General features: G+C 35.9%; 24 protein-coding genes, 1 tRNA gene and 1 riboswitch. Of the genes, 5 read left to right on the forward strand and 20 right to left on the reverse strand.

The features are described 5' to 3' along the window. The 6 genes from ACLMCG_RS02455 to ACLMCG_RS02480 all read right to left on the reverse strand — a co-directional run bounded on the left by ACLMCG_RS02455 (position 1) and on the right by ACLMCG_RS02480 (position 2,648). Positions 1-351, reverse strand: coding sequence for a DUF7009 family protein (locus ACLMCG_RS02455; protein ID WP_223598720.1), 351 nt, complete (start codon positions 349-351; stop codon positions 1-3). Continuing rightward, the gene (gene fdhD / locus ACLMCG_RS02460) at positions 348-1,223 is read right to left on the reverse strand and encodes a formate dehydrogenase accessory sulfurtransferase FdhD (RefSeq protein ID WP_413958663.1); all 876 of its coding nucleotides are present in this window, start codon (positions 1,221-1,223) and stop codon (positions 348-350) included. Before fdhD ends, ACLMCG_RS02455 begins: the two co-directional genes overlap by 4 nt. Before the next feature lie 46 nt (positions 1,224-1,269). Further along, a complete protein-coding gene (locus ACLMCG_RS02465; protein ID WP_413958664.1) occupies positions 1,270-1,686 on the reverse strand; it encodes a molybdenum cofactor biosynthesis protein MoaE in 417 nt (138 codons plus the stop codon). 5 nt (positions 1,687-1,691) lie between these two features. Beyond that, positions 1,692-1,934 carry a MoaD/ThiS family protein gene (locus ACLMCG_RS02470; RefSeq protein WP_413958665.1) on the reverse strand — a complete coding sequence of 81 codons (243 nt, stop codon included), beginning with the start codon at positions 1,932-1,934 and terminating at the stop codon, positions 1,692-1,694. 290 nt (positions 1,935-2,224) lie between these two features. Beyond that, positions 2,225-2,298: transfer RNA gene (locus ACLMCG_RS02475), tRNA-Ala, on the reverse strand. Between the two features lie 194 nt (positions 2,299-2,492). Next, on the reverse strand, positions 2,493-2,648 hold the full coding sequence (locus ACLMCG_RS02480; RefSeq protein ID WP_223598723.1) for a hypothetical protein: 156 nt from the start codon (positions 2,646-2,648) through the stop codon (positions 2,493-2,495). Positions 2,649-3,753: 1,105 nt separating this feature from the next. Here ACLMCG_RS02480 and ACLMCG_RS02485 point away from each other — a divergent pair. Further along, positions 3,754-4,347 carry a Crp/Fnr family transcriptional regulator gene (locus tag ACLMCG_RS02485; RefSeq protein ID WP_223598724.1) on the forward strand — a complete coding sequence of 198 codons (594 nt, stop codon included), beginning with the start codon at positions 3,754-3,756 and terminating at the stop codon, positions 4,345-4,347. Positions 4,348-4,549: 202 nt separating this feature from the next. Here the strand turns inward: ACLMCG_RS02485 and ACLMCG_RS02490 are convergent, their stop codons facing one another. From ACLMCG_RS02490 to ACLMCG_RS02510, 5 genes are all read right to left on the reverse strand, one after another. Then, positions 4,550-5,461 (reverse strand): hypothetical protein, encoded by a 912-nt coding sequence (locus ACLMCG_RS02490; protein WP_413958666.1) that lies wholly within the window; start codon positions 5,459-5,461, stop codon positions 4,550-4,552. Positions 5,462-5,470: 9 nt separating this feature from the next. Continuing rightward, a complete protein-coding gene (locus tag ACLMCG_RS02495; RefSeq protein WP_413958667.1) occupies positions 5,471-6,325 on the reverse strand; it encodes a hypothetical protein in 855 nt (284 codons plus the stop codon). A 10-nt stretch (positions 6,326-6,335) separates the two neighbouring features. Continuing rightward, on the reverse strand, positions 6,336-7,223 hold the full coding sequence (locus ACLMCG_RS02500) for a hypothetical protein (protein WP_413958668.1): 888 nt from the start codon (positions 7,221-7,223) through the stop codon (positions 6,336-6,338). Between the two features lie 74 nt (positions 7,224-7,297). Then, complete coding sequence (locus ACLMCG_RS02505) at positions 7,298-7,621, reverse strand: helix-turn-helix domain-containing protein (RefSeq protein WP_413958669.1); 324 nt, start codon at positions 7,619-7,621, stop codon at positions 7,298-7,300. A gap of 4 nt (positions 7,622-7,625) precedes the next feature. After that, positions 7,626-8,063, reverse strand: a complete 438-nt coding sequence (locus ACLMCG_RS02510; protein ID WP_413958670.1) for a transposase — start codon at positions 8,061-8,063, stop codon at positions 7,626-7,628. Between the two features lie 598 nt (positions 8,064-8,661). Here ACLMCG_RS02510 and ACLMCG_RS02515 point away from each other — a divergent pair. The 3 genes from ACLMCG_RS02515 to ACLMCG_RS02525 all read left to right on the forward strand — a co-directional run bounded on the left by ACLMCG_RS02515 (position 8,662) and on the right by ACLMCG_RS02525 (position 12,245). After that, entirely contained in the window at positions 8,662-10,305 is a 1,644-nt protein-coding gene (locus ACLMCG_RS02515; protein ID WP_413958671.1) for an AraC family transcriptional regulator, read from the forward strand. A gap of 42 nt (positions 10,306-10,347) precedes the next feature. Next, positions 10,348-11,136, forward strand: coding sequence for a PhzF family phenazine biosynthesis protein (locus ACLMCG_RS02520; protein WP_413958672.1), 789 nt, complete (start codon positions 10,348-10,350; stop codon positions 11,134-11,136). Between the two features lie 287 nt (positions 11,137-11,423). Next, a complete protein-coding gene (locus ACLMCG_RS02525) occupies positions 11,424-12,245 on the forward strand; it encodes an alpha/beta hydrolase (RefSeq protein WP_309435599.1) in 822 nt (273 codons plus the stop codon). A gap of 94 nt (positions 12,246-12,339) precedes the next feature. Here ACLMCG_RS02525 and ACLMCG_RS02530 read toward each other — a convergent pair whose 3' ends face one another. From ACLMCG_RS02530 to pnuC, 7 genes are all read right to left on the reverse strand, one after another. Further along, a complete protein-coding gene (locus ACLMCG_RS02530; RefSeq protein WP_413958673.1) occupies positions 12,340-13,218 on the reverse strand; it encodes a glycerophosphodiester phosphodiesterase family protein in 879 nt (292 codons plus the stop codon). 16 nt (positions 13,219-13,234) lie between these two features. Next, positions 13,235-14,638 (reverse strand): RagB/SusD family nutrient uptake outer membrane protein, encoded by a 1,404-nt coding sequence (locus ACLMCG_RS02535; protein WP_413958674.1) that lies wholly within the window; start codon positions 14,636-14,638, stop codon positions 13,235-13,237. A gap of 4 nt (positions 14,639-14,642) precedes the next feature. Beyond that, on the reverse strand, positions 14,643-17,867 hold the full coding sequence (locus ACLMCG_RS02540) for a SusC/RagA family TonB-linked outer membrane protein (protein WP_413958675.1): 3,225 nt from the start codon (positions 17,865-17,867) through the stop codon (positions 14,643-14,645). A 70-nt stretch (positions 17,868-17,937) separates the two neighbouring features. Then, the gene (locus ACLMCG_RS02545) at positions 17,938-18,750 is read right to left on the reverse strand and encodes a FecR family protein (protein ID WP_413958676.1); all 813 of its coding nucleotides are present in this window, start codon (positions 18,748-18,750) and stop codon (positions 17,938-17,940) included. A gap of 297 nt (positions 18,751-19,047) precedes the next feature. Then, positions 19,048-19,542 (reverse strand): RNA polymerase sigma factor, encoded by a 495-nt coding sequence (locus tag ACLMCG_RS02550; protein ID WP_413958677.1) that lies wholly within the window; start codon positions 19,540-19,542, stop codon positions 19,048-19,050. Positions 19,543-19,682: 140 nt separating this feature from the next. Further along, complete coding sequence (locus ACLMCG_RS02555; RefSeq protein WP_413958678.1) at positions 19,683-20,714, reverse strand: hypothetical protein; 1,032 nt, start codon at positions 20,712-20,714, stop codon at positions 19,683-19,685. After that, positions 20,701-21,297, reverse strand: a complete 597-nt coding sequence (gene pnuC / locus ACLMCG_RS02560) for a nicotinamide riboside transporter PnuC (RefSeq protein ID WP_223598738.1) — start codon at positions 21,295-21,297, stop codon at positions 20,701-20,703. Before pnuC ends, ACLMCG_RS02555 begins: the two co-directional genes overlap by 14 nt. A 23-nt stretch (positions 21,298-21,320) precedes the next feature. Continuing rightward, positions 21,321-21,429: riboswitch (TPP riboswitch) on the reverse strand. A 197-nt stretch (positions 21,430-21,626) separates the two neighbouring features. Between pnuC and ACLMCG_RS02565 the strand changes: the two genes are divergently transcribed. Continuing rightward, positions 21,627-22,088 (forward strand): PA2169 family four-helix-bundle protein, encoded by a 462-nt coding sequence (locus tag ACLMCG_RS02565; protein ID WP_413958679.1) that lies wholly within the window; start codon positions 21,627-21,629, stop codon positions 22,086-22,088. Positions 22,089-22,202: 114 nt separating this feature from the next. Here ACLMCG_RS02565 and ACLMCG_RS02570 read toward each other — a convergent pair whose 3' ends face one another. Together ACLMCG_RS02570 and ACLMCG_RS02575 are read right to left on the reverse strand one after the other, a co-directional pair. Beyond that, positions 22,203-22,814, reverse strand: coding sequence for a DUF4142 domain-containing protein (locus ACLMCG_RS02570; RefSeq protein WP_413958680.1), 612 nt, complete (start codon positions 22,812-22,814; stop codon positions 22,203-22,205). Positions 22,815-22,943: 129 nt separating this feature from the next. Continuing rightward, on the reverse strand, positions 22,944-23,555 hold the full coding sequence (locus ACLMCG_RS02575; protein ID WP_413958681.1) for an alpha-ketoglutarate-dependent dioxygenase AlkB family protein: 612 nt from the start codon (positions 23,553-23,555) through the stop codon (positions 22,944-22,946). Positions 23,556-23,740 lie beyond the last annotated feature (185 nt).

The raw sequence follows: 23,740 nt of genomic DNA on the forward strand, positions 1-23,740 counted from the left end.
TTAGCACTTTAAACTTGGGTTAGGATAATTGTCGCTTTGATCTTCCAAAGTATTATCAATGCATACAAAATCCTTTTCTATTAAAATTTTCACCAGCCCGGATTGTCCGTCAAAGCCGACTCTGTCTGTGGAAATCCATTCTGTGATCATTGTTCCGGGCATTTTCAGAACAATTTTATTTTCAATAAAAGTCGCAGAAAGTTCTGAATCGTCAGTTTTTTCGATAGTATAAATAAACGGACGGTCTATAAATTCTGTAAAGCTTGAGATGACTCCGCTCTTCCCTAGTTCTGCAACTTCAGACTGTGTAAGGCGAAATCTTACTGAATTATCTTTAATTCTTATTTTCATAATAAATTTTCAATTTTAAAATGGCTCCCGTTATGGTAAATATTAAAGCGATTATCCCGTAGAAAGCCCAATAAAGTCATATCAAATTCTTTTACGAGATCTACTGCCAGGCTGGAAGGTGCTCCTATTGCTGCAACAGTAGTAATTCCTGCCATTGCCGCTTTCTGAATAAGTTCAAAACTGGCCCTTCCGCTTAAAATCAGAATTTTATCCGTAAGAGGAAGAAGGTCCGCAGACATGGCATGTCCTATAAGTTTATCCAATGCATTATGTCTTCCTACATCTTCCCGTAAAGCAAGCAGATTGCCTTCCAAGTCAAAGATACCGGAAGCATGTATACCTCCTGTAGCACTGAAATTATTCTGAAAAGAACATAGTTTTTCGGATAACTGATAGATGGTTTCAAGGGAAACAACCGTATTTTCTTTTTTCTGATGAAGGAAAGGGCTTACGGTTCGTATAGATTCTATGGAGCCTTTTCCGCATACGCCACAACTGGAAGTCGTGTAAAAGTTCCGGTCGGCTTTCCTGAGTTCAGGAACAAAATTATCGACAAGCTCAACGATCACAACATTTTCATTGTTTCTGGAACATTCTGATTCAGGGTAATGTATAGTTTTAATCTGATTCCGGTTGGAAATAATTCCTTCGGTAAATAAAAAGCCTGCTGCCAGTTCTGCATCGTTTCCGGGAGTCCGCATGGTTACAGATATATTTTTAGATTCTTTTTGATCTGCTGCAAGATATGAAACCCTTATTTCCAAGGGTTCTTCTATAGAAATATCATCTGTAAAAGGAAAACTGCTGTTCCCATTGATTTTGACAATTTCTATCTGTTTGACTGATTTATTGGATAACAGATCGGCTTTCATGATTTAACAACTGGTCTAGTAAAGGTACAAAATTTTATTCCTCAAATCAGGGATGTGCAGAAACCCATTCTTCTCCGTTTTCCAGCACTTCTTTTTTCCAGATAGGAACCGTTTGCTTGATCGTCTCAATAATATAGCTGCACGCATCGAAAACAGTATTTCTATGCCCATCGCTTACGACGATTATTACCGCTGTATCACCCGGAAATAAAGTTCCGGTACGATGGTGAATTACAATATTTTTTACTGAGAATAAAAAAATAGCTTTATCTGCAATTTTCCGCATCTCCTTAACGGCCATAGATTCATAGCACTCATACTCCAGTCTGGTAACAGTTTTATCTTTGGTATGATTTCGTACTGTTCCTACAAATGATGCAATTCCCCCGCATGCCGGATCGGAAGCAAGGGTAAAACACTCTTGGATATCTAGTGGATTCTCTGTTATTTTTATATCAATCATATCTGTTATCCGCCACTTACCGGAGGGATTATTGCTATTTCGTTAGAAACTGTTACAATTTGACTGTCTTCTGCATATTCATCATCAACGGCAATAAAATAGGATTTCAGTTTTTTCAGTTCCGGAAAATCTTTTTCCAGCAATGTTTTCAGTGCTTCAACATCGGCACCTTCTTCTATTTCTATTTCTTTTTCCGAGGTTCCGAAAATGTCTTTCGTGATTCCGAATGCTAATATTTTGAGTATCATTTTTACTTTTATCTGATTAACAATATTATATAAAAACATTTAGGATAATAATCGTTCTTTAATAATTAAAAAAACTCAATGCTCCGTAAATATTGCAGAATATTATTTTCTTACAATAATACTGATTTTTAAAGCGGTATTTGAGCTTAGGATAAAAAAGTTAGCCCTGCAATTTGTAAAAAGAATGTTCTAAAGTGGTTAGGGAATAAAAAAAATCCTGCAAACTTTAATTTTTGCAGGATGTATACATCTTTTTAGTAGATTCTGAAGATTTCATCAGATACATAAAGTGGAGAATACGGGATTCGAACCCGTGACCTTTTGACTGCCAGTCAAACGCGCTAGCCAACTGCGCCAATCCCCCATATTTTCTTTAATCGCGAAGCGGGTACAAAAGTAAGTATTTAAATAATATATGCAACTATTTTGTGGTTTTTATTTCATGAAAATTTGAAACTCTTCTATAGTTCTTTCTGATCATATTAAGTTATAGACAAAAAGCAAAAGAATCCAATAACTATAGGGCTATAAAAAAGGCCGATAACCGGCCTTTATAAATTAATGAACTTCTTTATCCCATGGTGCTTTAATAAGAACACTACAAGCAAAAGTACAAGATGCGATTGAGCTAAATTCTCCAATATATCTGGTTCCACAGGTACATGAGAAGCCTCCTCCAATTGTTTTTAAGGCATTTCTTGATAATTTTTTCATAATAAAAATTTTTGATTAGGCTGTAAAATTAAAGATGGATAAAATCCACTGCAAGGAAGAATTAGTAAGTGTGCATGAGTAGAAAATAAGTGTAGAAAGAATAAAAATCACTTCAGGTATCAAATATAATGTTCATCCCCTATTAAGAGGTTTAACATAAAAAGATAATCGTTACGGGTTTCCGTAAATAAAATACAGCCTATAAAAGTATCTTAGAAGTATGAAAGAATTTATTAAAGATTGTCTATTATTTCAAAGTTCGGATTGGCCTGTAAAAATAATCGGAATGATCACCTGGCTATGTATAACAGGATGGCTGGTTTTGGTTTACCAGATCTTTTTTAAGTAGCTTTATTAATTTTTGGAAAATATCCAGGAAACAGAAAGACAGAACTGGAGCTTATAAAAACTCAGCACGAAAGAGACAACAATAAATGAAATGAATTCCAGAAGTTTGACCACATACTCAAACCTGGCAAACGAAGCATTTTCTCAGTAAATGACAAAAGAAAAGAAGATTTGCATCTTACTTACTATGGATGAATAATATAGCGTATCAACACTACAACACCGTATATTTTTCATAAAACGGAGTAATCTTAGTCTTTACAATAACTAATGTAACTAAATCATTACATATCAGACAGGATATAATCATGGTCCTATACCATCTTTTAATTGTAAAGGTAATCCAGTTTCCCTTTTCGATCAATTGGTACATTTTTTTCTTAAAATACCTCACAATATGATCCTTCCTCTTTCCTTTTAATGAAAATAAGTCTTTCATAATCTTTGATAATCTTTAATAATCTTTAGTTTAACAAGTTTTTATGTTATCCTTATTTCATGGTTAGTTTTATTATTCCAAATATAGTGAAATACAAGCATTGACATTATGATTAAGATCATAAAATTTATGTTAAAATATCATAAATCCCTTATAACAGGGAATTTTTGTTTACAGATGATTGGTAAAGGAGTAAAAAAACAAGCAAAAAAATGTGGTACTTTTTTTTATAAAATTTACTGAATATGGTTTATTTTTTGTTGTGCGTTTTATAAATTTTTAAACATAATTCATTATTAACTTATAAAATTTAAAGACATGATAATAAGTGAAGATTTATTATTAGCCTATGGTGCAAATTATGAAAGCTTTGAAACGAATCAAACGATTTTTCATGAAGGAAATTTGCCAAAGTTTTATTATCAGATTATTAATGGTATTGTTGAACTAAACAATTATCACGAAGACGGTAAAGAATTTATTCAAAACATTTTGTATGACGGGGAGAGTTTTGGAGAATCATTTCTTTTTGATGAAAAGGTCTACCCTACCAATGCTACCGCTAAAATGCCCTGCACTGTTCTCAAATTATCCAAAACAGATTTCTTCAGCTTACTGGATCAAAATCCGGAAGTTTCTTCCAAAATGTTTAAATGCCTGGCTGAGCGGTTATATTACAAGTATGTGATGCTATTTAATGTTTCCTCACCGGATCCCTTAAATAAGCTCAAAACAGTAATGGACTATCTGAAGGGCAATAATGACAATAACAAATACTCATTTCAGATTCCTCTCACGAGACAGCAATTAGCTAATTTAACAGGGCTGCGCGTGGAAACAGTGATCAGAACAATTAAAAAAATGCATAATGCGCATTTAATAAAAGTTCAGAACAGAAAGATATTTTATTAAAAATCAGGAATTCGGTAATAGCAGACAAAAAACTGAGAAACTCCCTGAAAAAGGGAGCTTCCCAGCATATATTAAGACATTTGTGTATTGCTCGTACAAGTTTCGGGTATCAATAAGCTGCTGTCAATCAAATAATGATAAGACAGAAGTATTCCCATTATTAAAATTTATATTTTCTGAACCTACTTATGAATCGATATCATTATTGTTCTACGATGGTCAGAGAATTGTATGCTCCGCTTCCTGATATATCAAATTGGCTTATTGTACCGTCAAATGCTACTGTGATCCAGGTAAAGGGTCTTAACTTATCTCCTTTGTTCAAATAAACACTTACGGTACATGCAGAACCCACAGGTACGGCATTAGGACTAGCTCCTGTGTCTGAAGCATATCCGTTATTAGTTTTTACCCTTTGAGTGATTGTACCTCCGGTATTTCTAACCTCCCAAATGGCTTCTGTCTGGTTATTTCCTCCGGTATTTACCTGGCTGGACTGCAGAGCAAAAGTAAAGGTTGCAAAATATACGCCTGTTCGGGGAGCAACAAACTCTCCTGTGGCGGGATCAAAATTGTTGGTAGGCACTCCAGAATCTGAGTCAAGTTTTTCAACCCAATTGGTTAAATAAGAGGATCTACGTTGTACAATACCAGATTTAGTTCCTATTTCTGAGGGTGTTGCACTTTCAAACACATAGGTATCCTGAGTGATCTTATTAGCCATCACAACAATACGGGGCTTACCTTTAGGAAAAAAACTTACCCAGTTTATACCGTCAGAAAACTCTAAATAACCTTTTACTCCAATGGCAGGACTTGCAACATACCGCAAAGCTCCTGCTCCAGCCTGGCTCGCAGTTTTATCGGTATTGCCTATCGCAATTGAACCATTATTTCCACTGCGTAAATCTACAGCAACCTTAGGGCTGGGAACTAATACTCCTAACCTACCCATATTGTCTATAACAACCTTACCAGCATCAGTACTGATTTCAACGGGATTTATCGGATTTCCTACTCCAAATCCTATTTGTGCATTAACACGGAGAACTCCTAAAAGCAGAAGAGTAAAAATTAAGAGTGCTTCTTTGATTTTATATAGCTGTATCATCATTATATTTTTTTATAACTCACTAATACTTAGATTATTTAATTTTCCATCATTTAAGGTATTCCTTGCAGCACCCAGATTATGTTTAACACTGAATTTAATAGTGTTACCTGTCTTGAGGTTGAAGATGGCATTACAGTTTCCGCTTATAAAATTGCTTACAGCTCCTGCCTGAAATGCAGGATAAGAGTTTACTGTTTTAAATATGGGAATATTCTCAGCACTCTGATTACTTTCTATTGCCGTTTCTATAAAGGTATTCTTAGGGATATTGCCACTAGCTAGCGTAATATTAAATGACACCAGATAAAATCCGTCACGGGGAGCTGTAAAAGTACCGTTGGAAGGATCAAAGTCTCCATTTGGAACTGCCGTGCCTAGATCAACGGTCTCATTCCAGCCTGATATTGGAGTGGTTGTATTGTTTCCAATACTTTGCGCAGAGGTTTTATTGGCATTAACAAGTGCTTTGGTTGGAGCTTTAAGGGGAAGCGCAATCCATTGTTCACCATCTGAATATTCTAAAAATCCACTTGTATTATAACGTATAGCACCGGCACCAGCCTCAATTGGAGTTTGCACACTTGGTCCCACCCCGATAATTCCTTTATTGTCTGCAGAACGGAGATCAAGTTTGGTAACCGGATTCAGCAAGCCGATTCCAAGGTTGCCTGTTGTACCTACCACAATATCATTAGCTGCTTTCAGAGCATCCGGGGTATCACCGTTGTCTTTTGCTGCATCTATGTGTAAAGTCTGTGCAGGATTATGAGTAAAAATACCTACCTGCGCAAAAATGTTCCCTGAGGAAAAACATAAAATATATGCAAGCAGTGTAAATGGTATACTCCTATTCTTTTTCATCATATTGAATTTTTTAATGTTCGATAATTGTTAAATTATTAAACCCATCATCCGGATTAGTGGGATCTGTAGAATTACTTGTGACCCTGAGCGTAACAGCACCACTCGAGATGAGATTATGCCAAAGCCTCGTCACTACTTTTGTACCTGCATTCAATGTAAGGGTAACTGTACTTGATCCTCCGGCCTGGGTAGATCGTGTTGCATTAGCATCATCGGGAGTGCCTGTCATCGATTGTCCGAAAGTTTTATACACACTTGCCAGCACTGTGTTTGTTGTTGTATTGTAAAATTGTGATTCAACTCTGGAACCGTCATTTATAACGACCCCATTAAAATTAAAGGTTAATAAAAAAGTATATGTACCATCACGGGGAGCTGTAAAGACTCCTAAAGTTCCATCAAAACTATTGCTCATATCACGTACTACATTCCAGTTACCGATATTGGTTGCTGAGCCCTGTGTTATTGACTGGCTTGTAATTTTACGTGCAACAACAACCGACTTCTGGGGAGCAACATAGGCCTTGCTCCATACTGAGCCATCTGATACTTCAATCTTTGGCCCTACAGGTGCATTGATGACATCATACCTTACAGCTCCTGCTCCTGCCACAGACGCACTCATCGTAGTTGTATTTAAACCCATTGCATTTTCCGGGCCCAAAGACCTCATGTCAAGCTTTACCTTAGGATCAAGAACTCCTAACCCTAAAAAACCTGTAGTCTTGTTGATAATAACATCGTTTGCAGCCTGAGCAGCTGTTGGTATTCCGGTCGCAGCATTATCTCTTGCGCCATCTACATGTAAAATACCCTGAGGATTTGATGTTCCAATCCCTGTTTGGGCGTCTAAGGGAGAAAAAAGGCCATACATTCCACCCAATATTACTATGGTCATTTTTTTATTCATCTGTTGCATATTTTTAATTGAATGATGATCTATAAGAGATCTTTCAAAAGGTTGAGAACTATTTAGATAGGAAAAAGACTTTTCCATTTAGTAACAGTATTCCTGCTTAGTTTAAAATGCCCGGCAAGTTGGGAATTGTTCAGCCTATTCTTCTTTTGATATTCTAATATTTGATAAATTACAGATTCATTATAAGAGCGGTGTTTCTGATTAAAAACACTGTTTTCTTTGGAGCTGTTTCTGAAAAGAAGCTCATTAAGGTCTATAATATCAAGCACTGATAAATTTGATTTATCTAATAAATGGCTGCATATTTCTTTTTTTTCAGGGAATTTTATATTGATGATATCATTAAAAATTTTTTTATAATCAGGTGTGTTTTTCATTCAATTAATCTTTCTTTTTTGATTGTGCATATTTGTTCACCCATTTGTACAAGGTAGATCTCGGAATTCTGTACTCCTGTACAATTTGCATTTGTGTTTTATTTCCATTTCCAATTTGTTCCAGAATAAAGTCTACCATTTCTTTTGTATAGATATTTTTCCGGTATTGAGGAAGAGAGGTTTTCTTTTCAGAATCATTTGAAATCGCTTGTGGAGCATAAAGGATCAGATACTGAGAATAAAGTCTGAAAAAATCATATTCCAGCAGTGTACTTAGTTTCAGTATGATTTCAGAATCCAAAGACTTTTCAGATAAAATAGAATTCAGTTCGTCTTCTGTACATTTTAGAAATTTACATATTCGGAGTATATTGATATTCCGTTCTTCAATACGTAGTTTTATCAGAGATCCTATATGAATGTTCTTAAGATCAAGGATCATTGGCGTAAAGCTTTTACAGTTATTTTTTTCATCATTCAGGTTTTGTGTTTAAAGTTTTGTGTTCACATCAAAAGTTGTTTTATTCCATATCTATTTAGATTTAACTGATATAATTTTTAAAAATCCTTGTCACAGCATAAAGCAATTCTTCAATCACAAATGTAGATGATTGACATAGACCAAATGAGAGTGTATGGTAAGAAATTCGGTTTATATTACTGGAAAAGATGTTGTAAAATATCCATATTATAAAGCAGTTGATGCTCTTTAACTTTTAAGATTGAGGATGTTTTTTTAACAGTAAATACATTCTTTTTAAGCTATTCATTTTTCCTGCATTCTGCATCTTTTGATGTCTGAAATCTATTGAAGGAAAAATAGTATATGACCGGAACAGGTAAAATCTAAGGTTAAAAACACATAATAGAATAAAAAGAAAGTACGATGCATGAAAATGCCTATTAATACAGATCAAATTAATAATCAAATATTTATCTTAAAAAACAGCATTATAATTTCCGAAATAATTACATTTAAATAACAGATAAATACTTAAAATAACGCTAAAATTGCAAACAGAAAAAACAACGTAATTAGGATGAAAAACAACATTATTCTTTTGTTCACCTGTATCATTTTCGGTTTTTATCACGCACAGATCAACAACCGGAGCATCACAAAACAGAGCATAGAAAAGAAATTAGTATCAGCTAAAAATACATCTCTGGATCCCAGGAAAAAGATTCAGCTTTATTTACAGATATTCAAAGATGCTAAAAACATTAATGACAGAGAATCTATCCTTACCAGTGGAAAGAACTTAATGATGCTTTATTATAATACCGGTGAAAATGAAAAATCTATTGAATATTCGTATCAAGTAGAAAAGGCGGCTAAAGAAACTGACGATAACGAATCTATTGCTATGGCATATATTGAGAGAGGAAATGCCCTTTCTGCATTGGGCCTTTTTGATGAAAATTACAAAGAACTCCATAAAGCAGAATATTATGTCAATAAACTTACCGATGAGAACAAAAAGCATTTTAACAGGGCACATATTTACCAAGGGTTAACGGCTGGCTATTATATTCCTAAAAAAGCCCATCAGGACACTATTTTATTGTATTTCAAAAAAAGTCTGCAGGAAGCAGAAAAAATAAGCGATGTTGAGAATTCACGGCAGACTGATGAAAAGTATGACATGATCTCCTATCTTTATATGAATATAGGAATGCATTATGCGATGATTTCGAAGCCCAAACGACTGGATATTGCTGAAGAATACCTGCAGAAATCATTAAAGATCATGAATCAAAGGAAATTTACCCAGATGAAAGTTGATAAAATTCCTATATTAAATTATTTGGGAAATTTCTATTCGGAACAGGGTAAAAATAAGGAAGCCATTGAGTACGCACGGGAAGTTTTACAATTAGAAAAGAGAACCCATTCTCCTGCCAGCAGAGTGGCTGCGTATGCTACAATGACAAATTCTTTTGAAAGCCTTAAAAATAAAGATTCTACCATCAAATATATGGCTCTTTATTCAAACCTTAGCGATAGTTTAGCCCATTCCAATAAAATGTCTGCTGATAAAACTATAAAAAAAATAAGCCAGCAAAAAGATAAAATTCATCAGGATAATATCTTACTGTTTGCAACCGTTTTTTTTGTCATTGCCCTGATTCTTGCTACAGGAGGATGGTGGTACTGGAAACGGAATCAGAACAAACTTCATCAACGATATGAAACAATTATTGAAAATCTCAAAAAAGAAGTTCAAGTCTCTGAAAAGCAAGACACTGAAATCAAAATAGAGAATAAAGGAGCAGAAAATAATCTAAGCATCTCAGAAGAAACTACAGCCTTATTACTAAATAAGCTTTCAAAATTTGAAAAATCCGAAAAGTTTCTGAAAAAAGATCTGACCCTAACTTCTTTATCCAATTCACTGGCTACCAACCCAAGATATCTTTCAGAGATTATCAAACAATATAAAAATAAAAGCTTCAATAATTACATTAACGGACTTCGGATTCAATTCATTACAAACAAGTTATATGACACCCCTATCTTCAGAGAATATAAAATAAGCTATCTGGCAGAGGCTTGCGGTTTCTCTTCAAGAGAAGTTTTTGCAGTTATCTTTAAAAAAGAAACAGGGGTAAGCCCTTCATATTTTATCAGCCATCTGAAAAAAGAAAAACTACAGAATGATGAATCTATCAACAATGTCTGAAAAATGAAGTATCTTCGTTAGAGACAGAAATTTTTATCAATTATGAAGTTAGAATTATATCAAATAGATGCATTTACTGAAAAAATTTTCCATGGAAATCCAGCCTGTGTCGTTCCTTTAGAAACCTGGTTACCCGATGAGCTGCTTTTAAAAATTGCCCGTGAAAATGCCGTAGCAGAAACAGCTTTCTTTATCAATAACGGCAGTACGATTCATCTGAGATGGTTTACCCCTGAAATAGAGATGGATTTATGCGGACATGCCACCTTGGCCACAGCGCATTGCCTGATCTCAATCTTAAACTATGAGAGCAATAGAATCGTTTTTGAAACTAAAAGCGGTGAATTAACAGTTGAGGTTAAAGATGGTGTTTACTATATGGATTTTCCTTCAAGAATGCCTGAAGCTGCTGTTCTTCCGGAAATCTTGTCCAGATCGCTCAATATTCAGCCCAAAGAAGTTTTCAAATCAAGAGATTATATTCTGGTGTATGATTCTGAGGACGACATCAAAAATATCAACATTGAAAGATCTGTTTTTGACCTTATCAATCTGGATCCTGGTGGTCTTGTGGTAACAGCTGCCGGTACAGACAGTGATTTTGTTTCAAGATACTTTACGCCGCAGTCATCTATTCTCGAAGATCCTGTAACCGGTTCTGCACACTGCTCGCTCATTCCGTTCTGGTCTTCAAGATTAGGAAAAGATACGCTTTTTGCCCGTCAGCTGTCTGAAAGAGGCGGACAGCTCTATTGTGAAAATAAAAAAGAAAGAGTGATTGTAGCGGGTAAAGCCAAAACGTATTCTATGGGACATCTATGGATAGAATAATATAATCCCAATTAAACTGAATAGTCAAGCAGCTCGTTCTGGAGAAGCATATATATTGGAATGACAGTAAAAAAGGCATTAACTATCTTTGGTTAGTGCCTTTTCTGTAAAAATTTGGTTCTCCAAAAGAATGCAGACAAAAATCCCAATAAAAATTTTTTATTAAATATGAACGAAATTAAACTAGATTAATTTCAATGAACTCAAACTGTCCTACATTTGCTAAAGAAATAAGACAACAAAAAATTATCACATAAATCAACAATTAACATTAAAAATTTAAAACTATGAGCACATTTACATTAAAAGACGGAACTGAGATTTTTTACAAAGACCAAGGACAAGGACCAGTATTAATGTTTCACCACGGATGGCCATTATCATCTGACGATTGGGATGCACAGGTGATCTTTTTCTTACAGAGAGGTTACAGAGTAATTTCCCATGACAGAAGAGGCCACGGCCGTTCAAGCCAGAATATCTATAACCACACTATTGAACAATATGCATCTGATGCTGCGGAACTTGTAGAATTTCTTGATTTGAAAGATGTAGTTCACATTGGACACTCTACAGGTGGTGGTGAAGTAATCCGATATGTACATAAATATGCCAATGGCAGAGCAAAAAAAGCGGTATTAATCAGTGCTGTTCCTCCGGTAATGGTAAAAAGTGAAAACAATCCTGATGGCGTTCCAATGGAAGTTTTTGATGGAATCAGAGAGCAGACTCTGAACAACAGAAACCAGTTTTATTTTGATCTGACTTTCCCTTTCTATGGATACAACAGAGAAGGAGCCAACATCAAAGACGGAATTCAGAGAAACTGGTGGAGACAAGGAATGATGGGTGGAATTGTTGCTCACTACGACGGTATTAAAGCATTTTCTGAAACTGATTTTACAGAAGATTTGAAAGCCGTTGAAATTCCGGTTTTGGTTTTACATGGAGAAGATGATCAGATTGTTCCTATCGAAAATTCTGCTATAAAATCAGCAAAATTATTAAAGAACGGTAAATTGATTACTTACCCAGGTTTCCCTCACGGAATGCCGACTACAGAGCATGAAACTATCAATAAAGATCTTTTGGAATTTATCCAGTCTTAATAACAGAACATACCTATTATAAAAAAAGGTGGACTATTTCAGTCCACCTTTTGTTTTTGTCATATTATAATCTTTTTGTGCCATACCTTATTAATCAATAATAAAGGTTTTTACGTTTCAGATAATTGATAAGCTCTTTCGGACGGTCGGTCTGAATAATGTTGACTCCTTTATTAATATACCAATCATAAACATCAGGATTATCCAGGACCTGATCATCATTATTTCCGGCATTATGATGCGGCCACAATGAATTGACCCATACTTTGATCTTTTTTTCTCTTAAAGGTTTAAAATCAATCAGATTCTTTTCCGTTGTTCCTACTGTAAATTCAAAGCCATAAATTTTATAGTTTTTGATATAATCTGATATTTTTTTAAGATCTTCACTTTTACCTAACTGGATAATCGGCATATAATGAATATCATTTTTAATGTCGCCATATTTCTGATTGAATTCTATGTAGGATTCATGACCTTTAAACAAAATCTGATCAAGCATATTTCTTTTTTTCACCAAGGGATATACCTGTTTGATGTAATCAAAACCTTTATCCAGATTCAGAAGAATTTTTCCGTCTGAGATTTCCAGAATTTCCTGTAACGTGGGAACTCTCATTTGCGTTTCCACTCCAAGTCCGTCTCTCAGATGCAGTTTTTTGATTTCTTCCAGTGTAAAATCAGACGGTTTTCCTTTTCCTGTTGTCGTTCTGTCGATCGTATTATCGTGCATCAGGATCAAAATACTGTCTTTGGTCATGGCAAGATCTATTTCAGCCATATCCACTCCTTTTTCGATAGCCTTTTTTATGGCCCATACTGAATTTTCCGGAGCCTCTCTCCAATCACCGCGGTGGGCAACCACCATTACTTTATCATCAGGAAAATCAGAAAGTAAAATTTTCTTTTGTTGCGCAATGAACAGTGAAGAAAAACTCAGAAGAAATACTTGTAATAATTTATTGTTTAGCATAATTTCAAATGTTTAATTAATATCCGGGATTTTGTTTAATGGCTGGATCTGTATTGATCTGCCCCTGCGGAACAGGCATAAGAAGATGATAAGGTTTAATCTGTGCGGTACTGTAACCCGGATTATTAGCAAAATGAGCAGTCATCACCGGGATTGCTTTTCCTGTTCTCAAAAGGTCAAACCAACGGTGGCCCTCTCCTACAAACTCAAGTCTTCTTTCGCGGTCAATTTCATTCAGCAGAAGATCTTTTGTTGAAAGGTTTACAGCAGCAACTCCTGCTCTGGTTTTAATTTTATTCAGATATAAATTCGCATTGGAAATGTCATTCTGCTCTGCAAAACACTCTGCCATCATCAGGAACACATCGGCTAATCTCAGCACCACAAAGTTGCTTCCTCCATCTGCAATGGTATTCGATGTTTTCACCAATTTCTTACTAAAAGGAATTCCGTTTGAAGTAAGTCCTATATATGCCGAACGTCTGGTATCTCCGGCTGAGTAAAGATTGTAGACTTCTTTGGTCGGAAGATTGTGTCCTTTGGCCCCGGAAACCGATCCGGAAGGGCTGAACATCTGAAACGCTGTACTACCCTCCGAATTTCCGTTCAATCCGGAAGTAAACTGTACATCAAAAATAATTTCAGCATTATTTTCATTAGTAACATCAAAAATTTTATTGACATCCGGTAAAAGCTGGTAACCTAACGATTCAATCTGATTTAAATAAGTCAATGATTCAGCAAATTTCTTCTGTGTTAAAAGCACTTTACCCATAATTCCCAACGCAGCTCCTTTAGTTACTCTCCCCTTTTGTGAGGTTGTTGCAGGCAAAAGATCAATAGCTTCTTTCAAATCCTTTTCTATAGCAGAATACACCTCAACAACAGGAGTTCTTAGCTGCCCGAAATAATCGTTAACATTCGTAGTTTCTTTTAAAACCAACGGAACATCACCATAAATTCTTACGAGGTTAAAATACATCAACGCCCGAAGAAATTTCATTTCGCCAATCCTTGTATTCTTCAGGGCATCCGTCATATCAGGAATTTTTCCAATCCTCGTCAGAATAATATTCGCCTGCTGAATACCGATATAATGATCTTTCCAGGCACTTGCAATAAGGCTGTTATTAGGCTGAATTGTAAAAAAATCAAGTTCACCATACGTAAAAGAATCATTGGCAGGAACCTCATCATAAGTATTATCTGAAGGTAATTCACCCAAAGCCGGCATTGCCAGCTGATATTGTCCTGTGTACTGAAGAGCGCTGTAAACTGAAATGATACCCTGCTCAATTTCAGAAGAATTGGTATAAAATTGCGATGAAACTTTCTGTGCCTCAGGGTTGACATCCAAAAGATCAGACGAGCACGAGCACATCACCGAAAGGCTGAATATTGTAATGAATATTTTTTTCATGATTTTAGAATTTAAGGTTAAAGCCCATAGAATAAATTTTAGCGACCGGATAATATGCCTGATCAAATCCCTGTGTAAGAACATTGTCCGAAGTAGCATCGATGTTCATTCCCTTGTATTTTGACAGCGTGAAAAGGTTGTTTCCTACCAGATAGATCTGTGCGTTTTCTATCCCGATATTTTCAAGCATAGATTTAGGGAAATTAAAAGCCAGTCGAAGCGATCTCAGTCTCACATAATCTGCATTTTTAAAGTATAAATTTGATGTTCTGGCCTCTTTCCTGTTGTTGGAGAAGTTCATATTCGGCATCCCGAAAAAGCCATCAGGATTGGTAACTGCGTTATAGCGGTTGTCAAAATAATACTGTGAAGCCATTCCGAAGCCTTCTCCTGATTCTAAAGTGGTTACGGCATCCGCATTATAGATTTTCTTACCAATTTCGCTGTATAAGGAGAAGCTCAGCTCAAAAAGCCCGTATCTGAAATTATTATTAAAACCAAGAATGTATTTCGGAACACCGCTTCCAAAGCTTCTTTTATCATTGACGTCAATTTTTCCGTCACCATTCAGATCTTCCATAATATAATCCCCTACCATCGTTCCGGTAATATGTGGCGAATTGTTGATCTGCTCCTGAGTTTTATAGATTCCAAGGATATTGTAGCCGTACATTTCACCAATTGAACCTCCTACTTTGGTTACAGAGAAGTTATTCTCACCCGTGATAATCTGGTTCTGGCCGTTTGCAAGCGCTAACACTTCATTTTTATTGGTTGAGAAATTAAAACTCCCGGAATACGTAAAATCTTTAGCAATGGTAAACGTTTTTGAGGCAATCTGTAATTCAAAACCGGAATTTTTGATCTTACCGATATTCTGAAGTGAGGTACTGAAACCGGATTGTTGCGGAACGGGAACATCCAACAACAAACCGTCTCTGTTCAGGATATAATAATCTGCAGAAATGTTCAGGATATTTTTAAACAAAGAAAAATCGATCCCGAAATTGTTTGATCTGGACTTTTCCCAGGAAATATTCGGATTGGGAGCTGTTGCCGTTGTGTATCCCGGCACTAAAGTTCCTCCAAAATTATAATTATCAGGATTCATCAATGAAAGTGCCCCGAAATTAGGAATCTGATTATTTCCGTTGCTTCCAAGACTGTATCTAAGTTTCAAATCTGTCACGAAATTATTTTCAGGAAAGAAATTTTCATTACTGACGGTCCAGCCTGCAGAAAATGCATAGAAATTTCCCCACTTAGAGTTTTTTCCGAAACGTGAAGAACCGTCTCTACGATAGGAAGCCATCAGGTTATACTTATTGTCAAACGTGTAATTAACTCTGGTAAAATAAGACATCAGCCGCCATTTGTATTGCGTTAATGTATTTTTAAATGAAGTTCCGCCTGCAATATTCCGGATACTGTTATCAGGAAATGCGGTAGCTTCAGTTAAAAGCTGTGTATTATCTTCCTGCTGGAAAGACTGCCCGGCAATGGCATCCACCCGGTGAGAACCCCATTTTTGATCAAATGAAAGTAAATTTTCTATTAAATAATTTTTGCGGATATATTCTGTTCTGTTGGCAAAAGTCACATCCGGAGCTGCTGCTCTGTACGCTCCTACCGAAGAAGGGTCGAAGAAATTGTATTCGTAATTGGAATAATCTCCACCTACGGACAATCTGTATTTCAGACCTTTTAACAATTCGAGTTCAGTGAAGATATTCCCGAATGTTTTAAATAATGTATATTTTCTGTTGGTCATTTCCTGAACGGCCACAGGATTTTCTACCAAAGCTCCATCCGTTGCTGTATTTCCCAGAATCTGCTGAGAAATGGCAAGACTTCCATCATTATTATAAGGTTTAAAAAAAGGATACATTGCCGTAGCCATCTGCAAAGGATTATAACTTCTTGAATTTTCTGCAGCATTGATTGTACCCGTTGCGTAAGACGGCGTCATCGTTACCCCTATTTTCCATTTATCTGTAAGCTCAGTTGAAAGGTTGATACTGGTAGAAAATTTTTCGTAATCTGTCCCGATAACGAGTCCTTTTTGTTTAAAATAACTCATGGTAAAAGCATATTTGCTCTTATCACTTCCTCCGGTAATATTCAGTGAAGTCTGGCTGATGGGTGCTGGCTTCATGACAGTATTCAACCAGTCGGTATCTGTTAGTCCCGGCTCCTTTGCGAGGTAAGGTGCTAAATAATCGGGAATTAATTCTCTTAAAGAAGCTCCTTTGCTTATTCTTGTGGCATTATTATCGGAAATACTTCTGTTACTCCCTTTAGAAAGATAATTGTTGTCTCTTGCTTCCTTCAGAAAAGTGGCCATATCATAAGCGTTGACCAGTTTCACATTATCGCTTCTCATCTGCATTCCGTAATAGGAATCGAAAGAAACAGCCATTCTCCCCTTTTTTCCCTGCTTTGTTTCAATGATAATCACTCCGTTTGCTCCTCTGGAACCATAGATTGCGGCTGAAGCGGCGTCTTTTAAGATATCAATTTTGGCAATAGAATTAGGATCAATAGCATTCAGATTAGAACCTTCAGTTAATGGCAGCCCGTCTACAACGATCAAAGGATTGGAACCTGCCGTCAATGTTCCGATACCTCTCACCCGTATTGAAGGCGAACTTCCCGGACTTGCATTGGCCTGGGTAATCTGAACTCCGGTTGCTTTTCCTGCAATAATATCTCCAAAATTACTGGAAGCCACTCCTTTCATCTGCTTCTCATCAATAGAAGAAATAGAGCCGGAATTGTTTTTCTTACTCTGCTTCCCGTAGCCCACCAAAACAACCTCATCAATATTTTTTTCTCTTGATTTTATCGTGTCTTTAATTGGGTTTATATACTCTGCAGACTGTTGAGCATTGGTTCTCTGAATTTTTGCCATCGCTCTTGCATTGAGACGAACCGTCACCGTTTTTTGATCTACATTAAAATCAAGACCGATATTCTTCTTCAGATAGTCTAAAGATGCTAATAATGACTGATAGTTGACTTGTGATTCATCCACCTGTATATCTTTCAGGTCTGAAACCGAATAAAAGAATTTTACGCCATGCTCTTTTGAAAGTTTTTCAAAGATTTTAATCAAAGGCGTTTTCCGCTGAATAACGGACTGTTGAAAACATTTGTTAGCCTCTGCATAGGTAAAATGTGGCGCACACAAAAGACCCAACAACATCATGCTAATTGTTGTTTTTTTCATAGCTTTGCTGAAATTAGTTGTTATTGACTGATTTATTTTCAATGCATCGGTAACCCCAATTACTGGTGCATTATTTTTCTAAAATGATATGATTTGCTGATTGTTTTCCTGCGGTAAGATTAAATGGAAATCCTATTGTTTTAATAACTTTATCCAGATCTCCGGTGATGTTTCCGTTTATTACATTCTCCTTGTAATGCTGAGGATAGGCTATAGAAACATTGTAGGTCTTCTCCAATTGAGAAATGGCCTCCCCGAATTTCATTTCATTAAAATCAAATGTTTTTACAACATCCTGATCGTAGAAATGTTTCTCGGCTCCGTCCTTGTCAGCAAGCCAGGTTTCTTTGGGCAGAAGAAATGTTGTATTTCCTTTGTAATCAATTTTTACTTTCCCTTCTTTCAGATAGACTTTCTTGTCTGCAGATCTCTGATCAAGCAAAAATTGGGTTCCCAACACTTTTACTTTAAATCCATTGGCATCAATGATAAACGGCAGCGCTTTATTTTTAGCAACACTGAAAAATGCTTTTCCTTTAAAAGAGACATTCCTGGTTTTCTTTCCGAAACCATCAGTCAGCTTCAATTCACTTTCAGGTTCCAGTGTAATGATACTTCCGTCAGATAGTATAAATTCTTTTTGAACCTTTTCTGTTCTGAAAACTATTTGCTGATGATCAGGAGATTTCATTTCATTTCCTGTAGAAAACAAAGTAATCAGTGTAAATAAAGGCAAAAGAACAGCCGCAGCCAATAAAAATCGTTTTGTATTCTTTCTGAATCTGATTTTGCTCTCAAGTCCATTCCAGATTCGCTGATCTGCCGAATCTTTCATTTTCCGGTTTTCTTCTTTAACTGATTTCCATTGATTGTCGAAATCCATAAACTCTTTTTTGATCTTTATTAGAGAATACGCAGGAAGTGTAGAATCGTCAACCTCTATTTTTTTGATTTAACGATTTGTTCATATGGGTTGATATTCCGTTAAAGTTGAAATTGATTTTATTTAAATTAATTAAGGTAATTATATACGATTTTAAATTAATCCTGCTATCTATTATTATGACTCTGTCATTCTGAATGTAACGCAGTGAAATGAAGAATCCAGGCTTTACATGGGATTCTTCATTCGTCGGAAAGAGATTTGAAATGAAGCTTGTTATCAATATAACAAAAAAGGTTAAAACCAAAAATTCAAGTTGGTCCTTAGAAATTTCAAAACCTTGTTGACATGTTTTTCAACAGCTGTTTTGGAAATATGATTTTCCTGCGCGATGGTAAAAAGACTGAGATTCTGGATTTTGTTTTGGATAAAAAACTCACGGCTCTTTTCAGGAACTTGTTCCAGAAGACTTTCTATTTTTTTTAATTGATCTTCCTGCTGCAGTTGCTTTTCGATTTCAGAGCTTTCTTCATCCTGATTTTCCGGGGAATTTTCCAGTGGAACGAAGATCATTTTTCTTTTACGATAGAAGTTGGAGATTTCCTGTTTGGCAGATTTAAAAATAAGTGCTTCAATTTCTGAAGGTGAGTGGGTTTTGGATAAGTACTTCCAGACATGCATAAAAATATCCTGAACAATTTCTTCTATATCTTCTTCTTCCGAAAGGTATTTTGCTACAAAAAAATACACCCTGTGCTTGTAACCGGAATATATTTCTTTAAAATGATCCATCCTTTAAATGTCTTTGAACCTATAACTCAATGATGCAAAAGTATCTAAAAGGGATGTCAATCATATTAAATTCATATTAAGTTTAAATTCATGACCATAATGACTAAAGAGTGACTGTCTTTTAACAGGTTTAGATTACCTCAAAAAGAAAAATCTAAATCATCAGCTGAAGGCCTGAAATTAGAATGCATTGCTGCTGTAAAATAATCACAGAATATCTGATAAATTACAGAATCAGTAGCTGTTGCCCGGATTCCAAGCTGTGTATAAACAGTAAGTATCTGGTGGGATAATTGACTTGTCAATTCTGTTCCATAAGTATGAATCTCATTTTGCTGATCTGCTGAAATCTCTTTATTATCAGCAAGAATATTTTCAATATTCCGGGCAATATTTAACACCTTTTCCAGATGCTTTTCAACAGATTCTGCAAAGTTTTTGAAATGGATCTGAGGACGGATAAGCCTTGCCTCTTCAATAAAATGAGAAGCCATTCCAAGGTAATTCACCAAAAGGGTCAGATCAGCAAAAACCCGAAAAGGAACGCTGTCCAGAATATCATCCGTGAAGAAATGGTCGTACACAAAGCTGTAATCTTCGTTGACCACAACATTCTCAATGGTAAATGAATAAGTACCGCTGGCTTTCATTCCCATAGATTTCCAGTTAGGGATGATTTCAGCCTGCTCTCTCGGAATAATAAAGGAATGAATCATCTCATTGCCTTCGTGATCTAATAAAGGTTTGCCCTTTTCTGTAATTGTGGCATTCAGTGTAAAATGCGTCAGATGGGGAGCTCCTGTGGCAAAATTCCATAATCCATTAATAATATAGGTGTTATCATTTTGCTTTTCTGCAGTTCCGCCAACCATTCCGCTTCCTCCAAAACAAATGTCAGAATTGGTAAACAGTAATTGAGCAATTTCAGGTTTTATGTTTCTTGAGAAATAATTGGCTCCGGCACAGAGTGTCAGCATCCAGCCAAAGCTTCCATCGGTTTCAGCCCAGCCAAATAATGCTTTAAGGCCTTCTTCAAAACGATATCCTAAACCTCCATATTTTTTCGGTACCCAGATCTTCAGCAATCCTTTTTCATGAATATGCTGTATCACCTTATCAGAAATTACAGAAGCTCCCTGAAGTTCTTTTCTGATGTCTTTAATATTGAGCATTAGCTTTGGTTTTAATGATTTTTTGCCATTCCATATACCCGGAGATTGCTACTAAAAATAAGAATGATGTTAACACAGCATAGAGATACAATTCTTTATGCAGCAGCAAGGGTATGGAAATAATATTACTGATATTGAGAATCACCCAGTTTTCAATTTTTCTTCTTGCCATGAGCCACATTCCGGCCCAGGCAAAAGCACTTACCAAGGAATCCCAAACGGGAACATCCGAGTCTGTAAAATGAGTAAGAAAAAACCAGAATAAGCTAAAAGTTCCCAGCACAATTCCTCCGGCAATCCACTTTTCAGAAGTTGAGGTGACAGAGATCTCCATTTCAGATTTCTGTTTCCCGAATTTCCAGTACAGCCATCCGTAGATGCTCATGATCAGATAATAAAGGTTTAAGGTAAATTCAGCATACAGTTTTGAGGTAAGCATCACATACAATGTAAGCAGAATACCGGCAATTCCGAAAAGATAGTTATTGACATTGTTTTTACGGGCCAGTAAGACCTGAATTACTGAAAATAAGACTCCGAACCATTCAGGCAAGGTAATCTGTTTTAAAATTTCCTGCATCATATTAATTTAAAAATCAAATGATGAGATGATAAGTAAGCAATCCCTACGCCGGCATTATCCGGATCAGGTGTGGAAGTACATTCCTGGGTATCATCTCAGCCACTGTTACCAGTAGCACCCCATTGTTGGGGGCAAAGGTCCTGTTTTTTTTCCGTAAAAAGAAAGAATATCGGAATTTTATTTATCCTGTTAACCCATTTTTTTTATTAAAAATAAATAAGCTCATATAAGAAAATCATCCGCCAGACTATATGATCAGGATTATAAAGATGCTGCTGAGTAAATGATAATTTAGTACAATATTATGTTTAATCTAAAAAGTATATATTATGGATAATCGACAAGAAATATCGTTACTGAACGACTTGCTTCACATTACCAATGACAGAATTGAAGGTTTTGAAAAAGTTGAAGGAAAAGTATGGGAAATGTATCCTGATGTAAAGGATGAATATGACCATATGATTTCCCAGTCGAAAATTATGAAAAATGAACTCATTAATCTAATCACTGAAAGAAAGGGCGTTCCGGAGGACTCACCATCTATCGCAGGAGCTATTCACAGAACATGGATTGACATTAAAAATTCTTTTACCATGGGAAATCTGGTAGAATCTACATTGGAAAATGTAGTGTTTGGAGAAAAAGCAGCCATAGAAACTTATGAGAATGCTCTGGGCTATGGTAATCTTAGTGAAAAGAGTAATAAAATTGTGGCCGAACAGCTTCGCAATCTAAAAAGCTCTTACAACCAGTTTAAGAAAATTGAAGAATATAAAAAGAAAGAATAATCAACAAAAAACTCCCCTTACAAAAGAGGAGCTTTATTAATCAAGAACAAAATAATATTTAATCCTTTTCAAAATTATCAAATATCCTGTGTCCTTTTTATGATGCAGGTCATATTATTTCACAGCATTTTTAGCTTTTTCTGATTCTTTCAGATGATGCTCCAATGTAGGAAGCGTCTTACCTGCAAAGGATTTCAGAGAAGATTCTTTTCCTTCCGCTGCTTCTTTTTTGAATTCTTCTATGTCTTCTTTATGATCACTGACCATAAGATCGGTATACTTTTTATCAAAGTCTTTTCCTTTCTTAGCTTTCAGATCATCATACATCTTCTGCTTTTCAGCATCCAGACCTGCAGGTAAGGTATAGCCTGTTCCCGAAGCCCATTTCTTGAGCTCATCATTCGCTTTGGTATGATCTGTGACCATCATCGCTCCTAAAGATTTTACAGCTGGATTTTCAGCATTGGTTGCTGCCAGATCTCCCATCATCACTTCCATCAGCCCTCCTTTTGCTGCTGCATCTGCAAATTTTTTATCCTGATCACTGAGAGAGGTGGTTTGGTCTTTTGGTTCTGCCATTTTGGTGGAATCACTCACTGTCATGCCGGATTCAGCTGGAGGAGACATTGTTGTGCTTTCCGGGGAGTGGCTGGACGATGTCGGTTCATTTTTTTTGCAGGCCGTCAAAGCAGCCACCGCAAAAAGTGTTACTACAAGATTTTTCATAATATTAAATTTTAAATGGTGATATAAATGAAGCCAATAAGAACTTCTTTTATAAATGCAACAATTTATCTGCCAAAAGAGATATTGCAAACACACTCCACCAATCATAAAATATTATAAATGAATATTCTACAATTGACGAACCAACCGAAATGTAAGATTGATACGCTGCTTCATCGAGGTTACAGATTTAGCAATCCGATGTTCCCAGTTCTCCTGCAGATTTCCTTTCATAATCAGTAATGAACCATGAGGAAGAGGCAGGCTGTATTTACTCTGATGATGGTCTTTTTTCCGGAAATCAAAGTTTCTGGTCTGACCTAAACTTATTGATGCAATCACCGGGCGGCTTCCATATCTGCTTTCCTTATCCCGATGCCAGGCAACAGAGTCATTATGATCCCGGTAAAGATTAAGCAATACGGAATTGAACTGATAGCCAAATGTTTTTTCTATTCTTTGTCTTAAAGAAAGAAGTTCGGGAGTCCACGGATTAGTCTCCAGCTCACCATTACCCGAAGGATAGGTATTTTCCTGATCTCCATACCATGCCGTTAAGCGCGGTGTCAGCACCATCTTATCATACATTTTTTGGGTTCTTTGTTTCCAGGGAGCAGTTTCAAGCAGATGAGCTTTAAGCCGGTCAGCTTCTTCCTGATCCAGAAAATGTTCTCTGTATTCAAGAAGATCTTTTGGAAATTCATACAGGTCTTCTGAATCGAACAAACTAAGCTGGGTCATATTTTTTTAACTTTTTAAATACTGGAATTATATTTCTCTTTAAAGCATAACAGCTGGTACTCACTTTTGGTTTTCCTGAGATTTTTTACCGGATAAATTTTTATTGTTCTTTGAATTGTATGCTATAGGAGAAAATCAAATTGATACAAATAATAACTGCAAATATATTAAAATTGATACAAAAT

Origin of the sequence: Chryseobacterium sp. S90, assembly GCF_047444895.1 — a bacterium.
Lineage (GTDB): Bacteria > Bacteroidota > Bacteroidia > Flavobacteriales > Weeksellaceae > Chryseobacterium.

What these genes read in the sequence shown, in the direction of transcription:
- ACLMCG_RS02490 (WP_413958666.1), bottom strand. Translation starts at nt 5,461, where the DNA reads ATGATGATACAGCTATATAAAATCAAAGAAGCACTCTTAATTTTTACT.
- ACLMCG_RS02550 (WP_413958677.1), bottom strand. Translation starts at nt 19,542, where the DNA reads ATGGATCATTTTAAAGAAATATATTCCGGTTACAAGCACAGGGTGTAT.
- ACLMCG_RS02510 (WP_413958670.1), bottom strand. Translation starts at nt 8,063, where the DNA reads ATGATCCTTGATCTTAAGAACATTCATATAGGATCTCTGATAAAACTA.
- ACLMCG_RS02470 (WP_413958665.1), bottom strand. Translation starts at nt 1,934, where the DNA reads ATGATACTCAAAATATTAGCATTCGGAATCACGAAAGACATTTTCGGA.
- ACLMCG_RS02465 (WP_413958664.1), bottom strand. Translation starts at nt 1,686, where the DNA reads ATGATTGATATAAAAATAACAGAGAATCCACTAGATATCCAAGAGTGT.
- ACLMCG_RS02455 (WP_223598720.1), bottom strand. Translation starts at nt 351, where the DNA reads ATGAAAATAAGAATTAAAGATAATTCAGTAAGATTTCGCCTTACACAG.
- ACLMCG_RS02570 (WP_413958680.1), bottom strand. Translation starts at nt 22,814, where the DNA reads ATGAAAAATCTTGTAGTAACACTTTTTGCGGTGGCTGCTTTGACGGCC.
- ACLMCG_RS02530 (WP_413958673.1), bottom strand. Translation starts at nt 13,218, where the DNA reads ATGCTAAACAATAAATTATTACAAGTATTTCTTCTGAGTTTTTCTTCA.
- ACLMCG_RS02480 (WP_223598723.1), bottom strand. Translation starts at nt 2,648, where the DNA reads ATGAAAAAATTATCAAGAAATGCCTTAAAAACAATTGGAGGAGGCTTC.
- pnuC (WP_223598738.1), bottom strand. Translation starts at nt 21,297, where the DNA reads ATGATGCAGGAAATTTTAAAACAGATTACCTTGCCTGAATGGTTCGGA.
- ACLMCG_RS02520 (WP_413958672.1), top strand. Translation starts at nt 10,348, where the DNA reads ATGAAGTTAGAATTATATCAAATAGATGCATTTACTGAAAAAATTTTC.
- ACLMCG_RS02565 (WP_413958679.1), top strand. Translation starts at nt 21,627, where the DNA reads ATGGATAATCGACAAGAAATATCGTTACTGAACGACTTGCTTCACATT.
- ACLMCG_RS02540 (WP_413958675.1), bottom strand. Translation starts at nt 17,867, where the DNA reads ATGAAAAAAACAACAATTAGCATGATGTTGTTGGGTCTTTTGTGTGCG.
- ACLMCG_RS02505 (WP_413958669.1), bottom strand. Translation starts at nt 7,621, where the DNA reads ATGAAAAACACACCTGATTATAAAAAAATTTTTAATGATATCATCAAT.
- ACLMCG_RS02515 (WP_413958671.1), top strand. Translation starts at nt 8,662, where the DNA reads ATGAAAAACAACATTATTCTTTTGTTCACCTGTATCATTTTCGGTTTT.
- ACLMCG_RS02555 (WP_413958678.1), bottom strand. Translation starts at nt 20,714, where the DNA reads ATGCTCAATATTAAAGACATCAGAAAAGAACTTCAGGGAGCTTCTGTA.
- ACLMCG_RS02575 (WP_413958681.1), bottom strand. Translation starts at nt 23,555, where the DNA reads ATGACCCAGCTTAGTTTGTTCGATTCAGAAGACCTGTATGAATTTCCA.
- ACLMCG_RS02500 (WP_413958668.1), bottom strand. Translation starts at nt 7,223, where the DNA reads ATGACCATAGTAATATTGGGTGGAATGTATGGCCTTTTTTCTCCCTTA.
- fdhD (WP_413958663.1), bottom strand. Translation starts at nt 1,223, where the DNA reads ATGAAAGCCGATCTGTTATCCAATAAATCAGTCAAACAGATAGAAATT.
- ACLMCG_RS02495 (WP_413958667.1), bottom strand. Translation starts at nt 6,325, where the DNA reads ATGATGAAAAAGAATAGGAGTATACCATTTACACTGCTTGCATATATT.
- ACLMCG_RS02545 (WP_413958676.1), bottom strand. Translation starts at nt 18,750, where the DNA reads ATGGATTTCGACAATCAATGGAAATCAGTTAAAGAAGAAAACCGGAAA.
- ACLMCG_RS02535 (WP_413958674.1), bottom strand. Translation starts at nt 14,638, where the DNA reads ATGAAAAAAATATTCATTACAATATTCAGCCTTTCGGTGATGTGCTCG.
- ACLMCG_RS02485 (WP_223598724.1), top strand. Translation starts at nt 3,754, where the DNA reads ATGATAATAAGTGAAGATTTATTATTAGCCTATGGTGCAAATTATGAA.
- ACLMCG_RS02525 (WP_309435599.1), top strand. Translation starts at nt 11,424, where the DNA reads ATGAGCACATTTACATTAAAAGACGGAACTGAGATTTTTTACAAAGAC.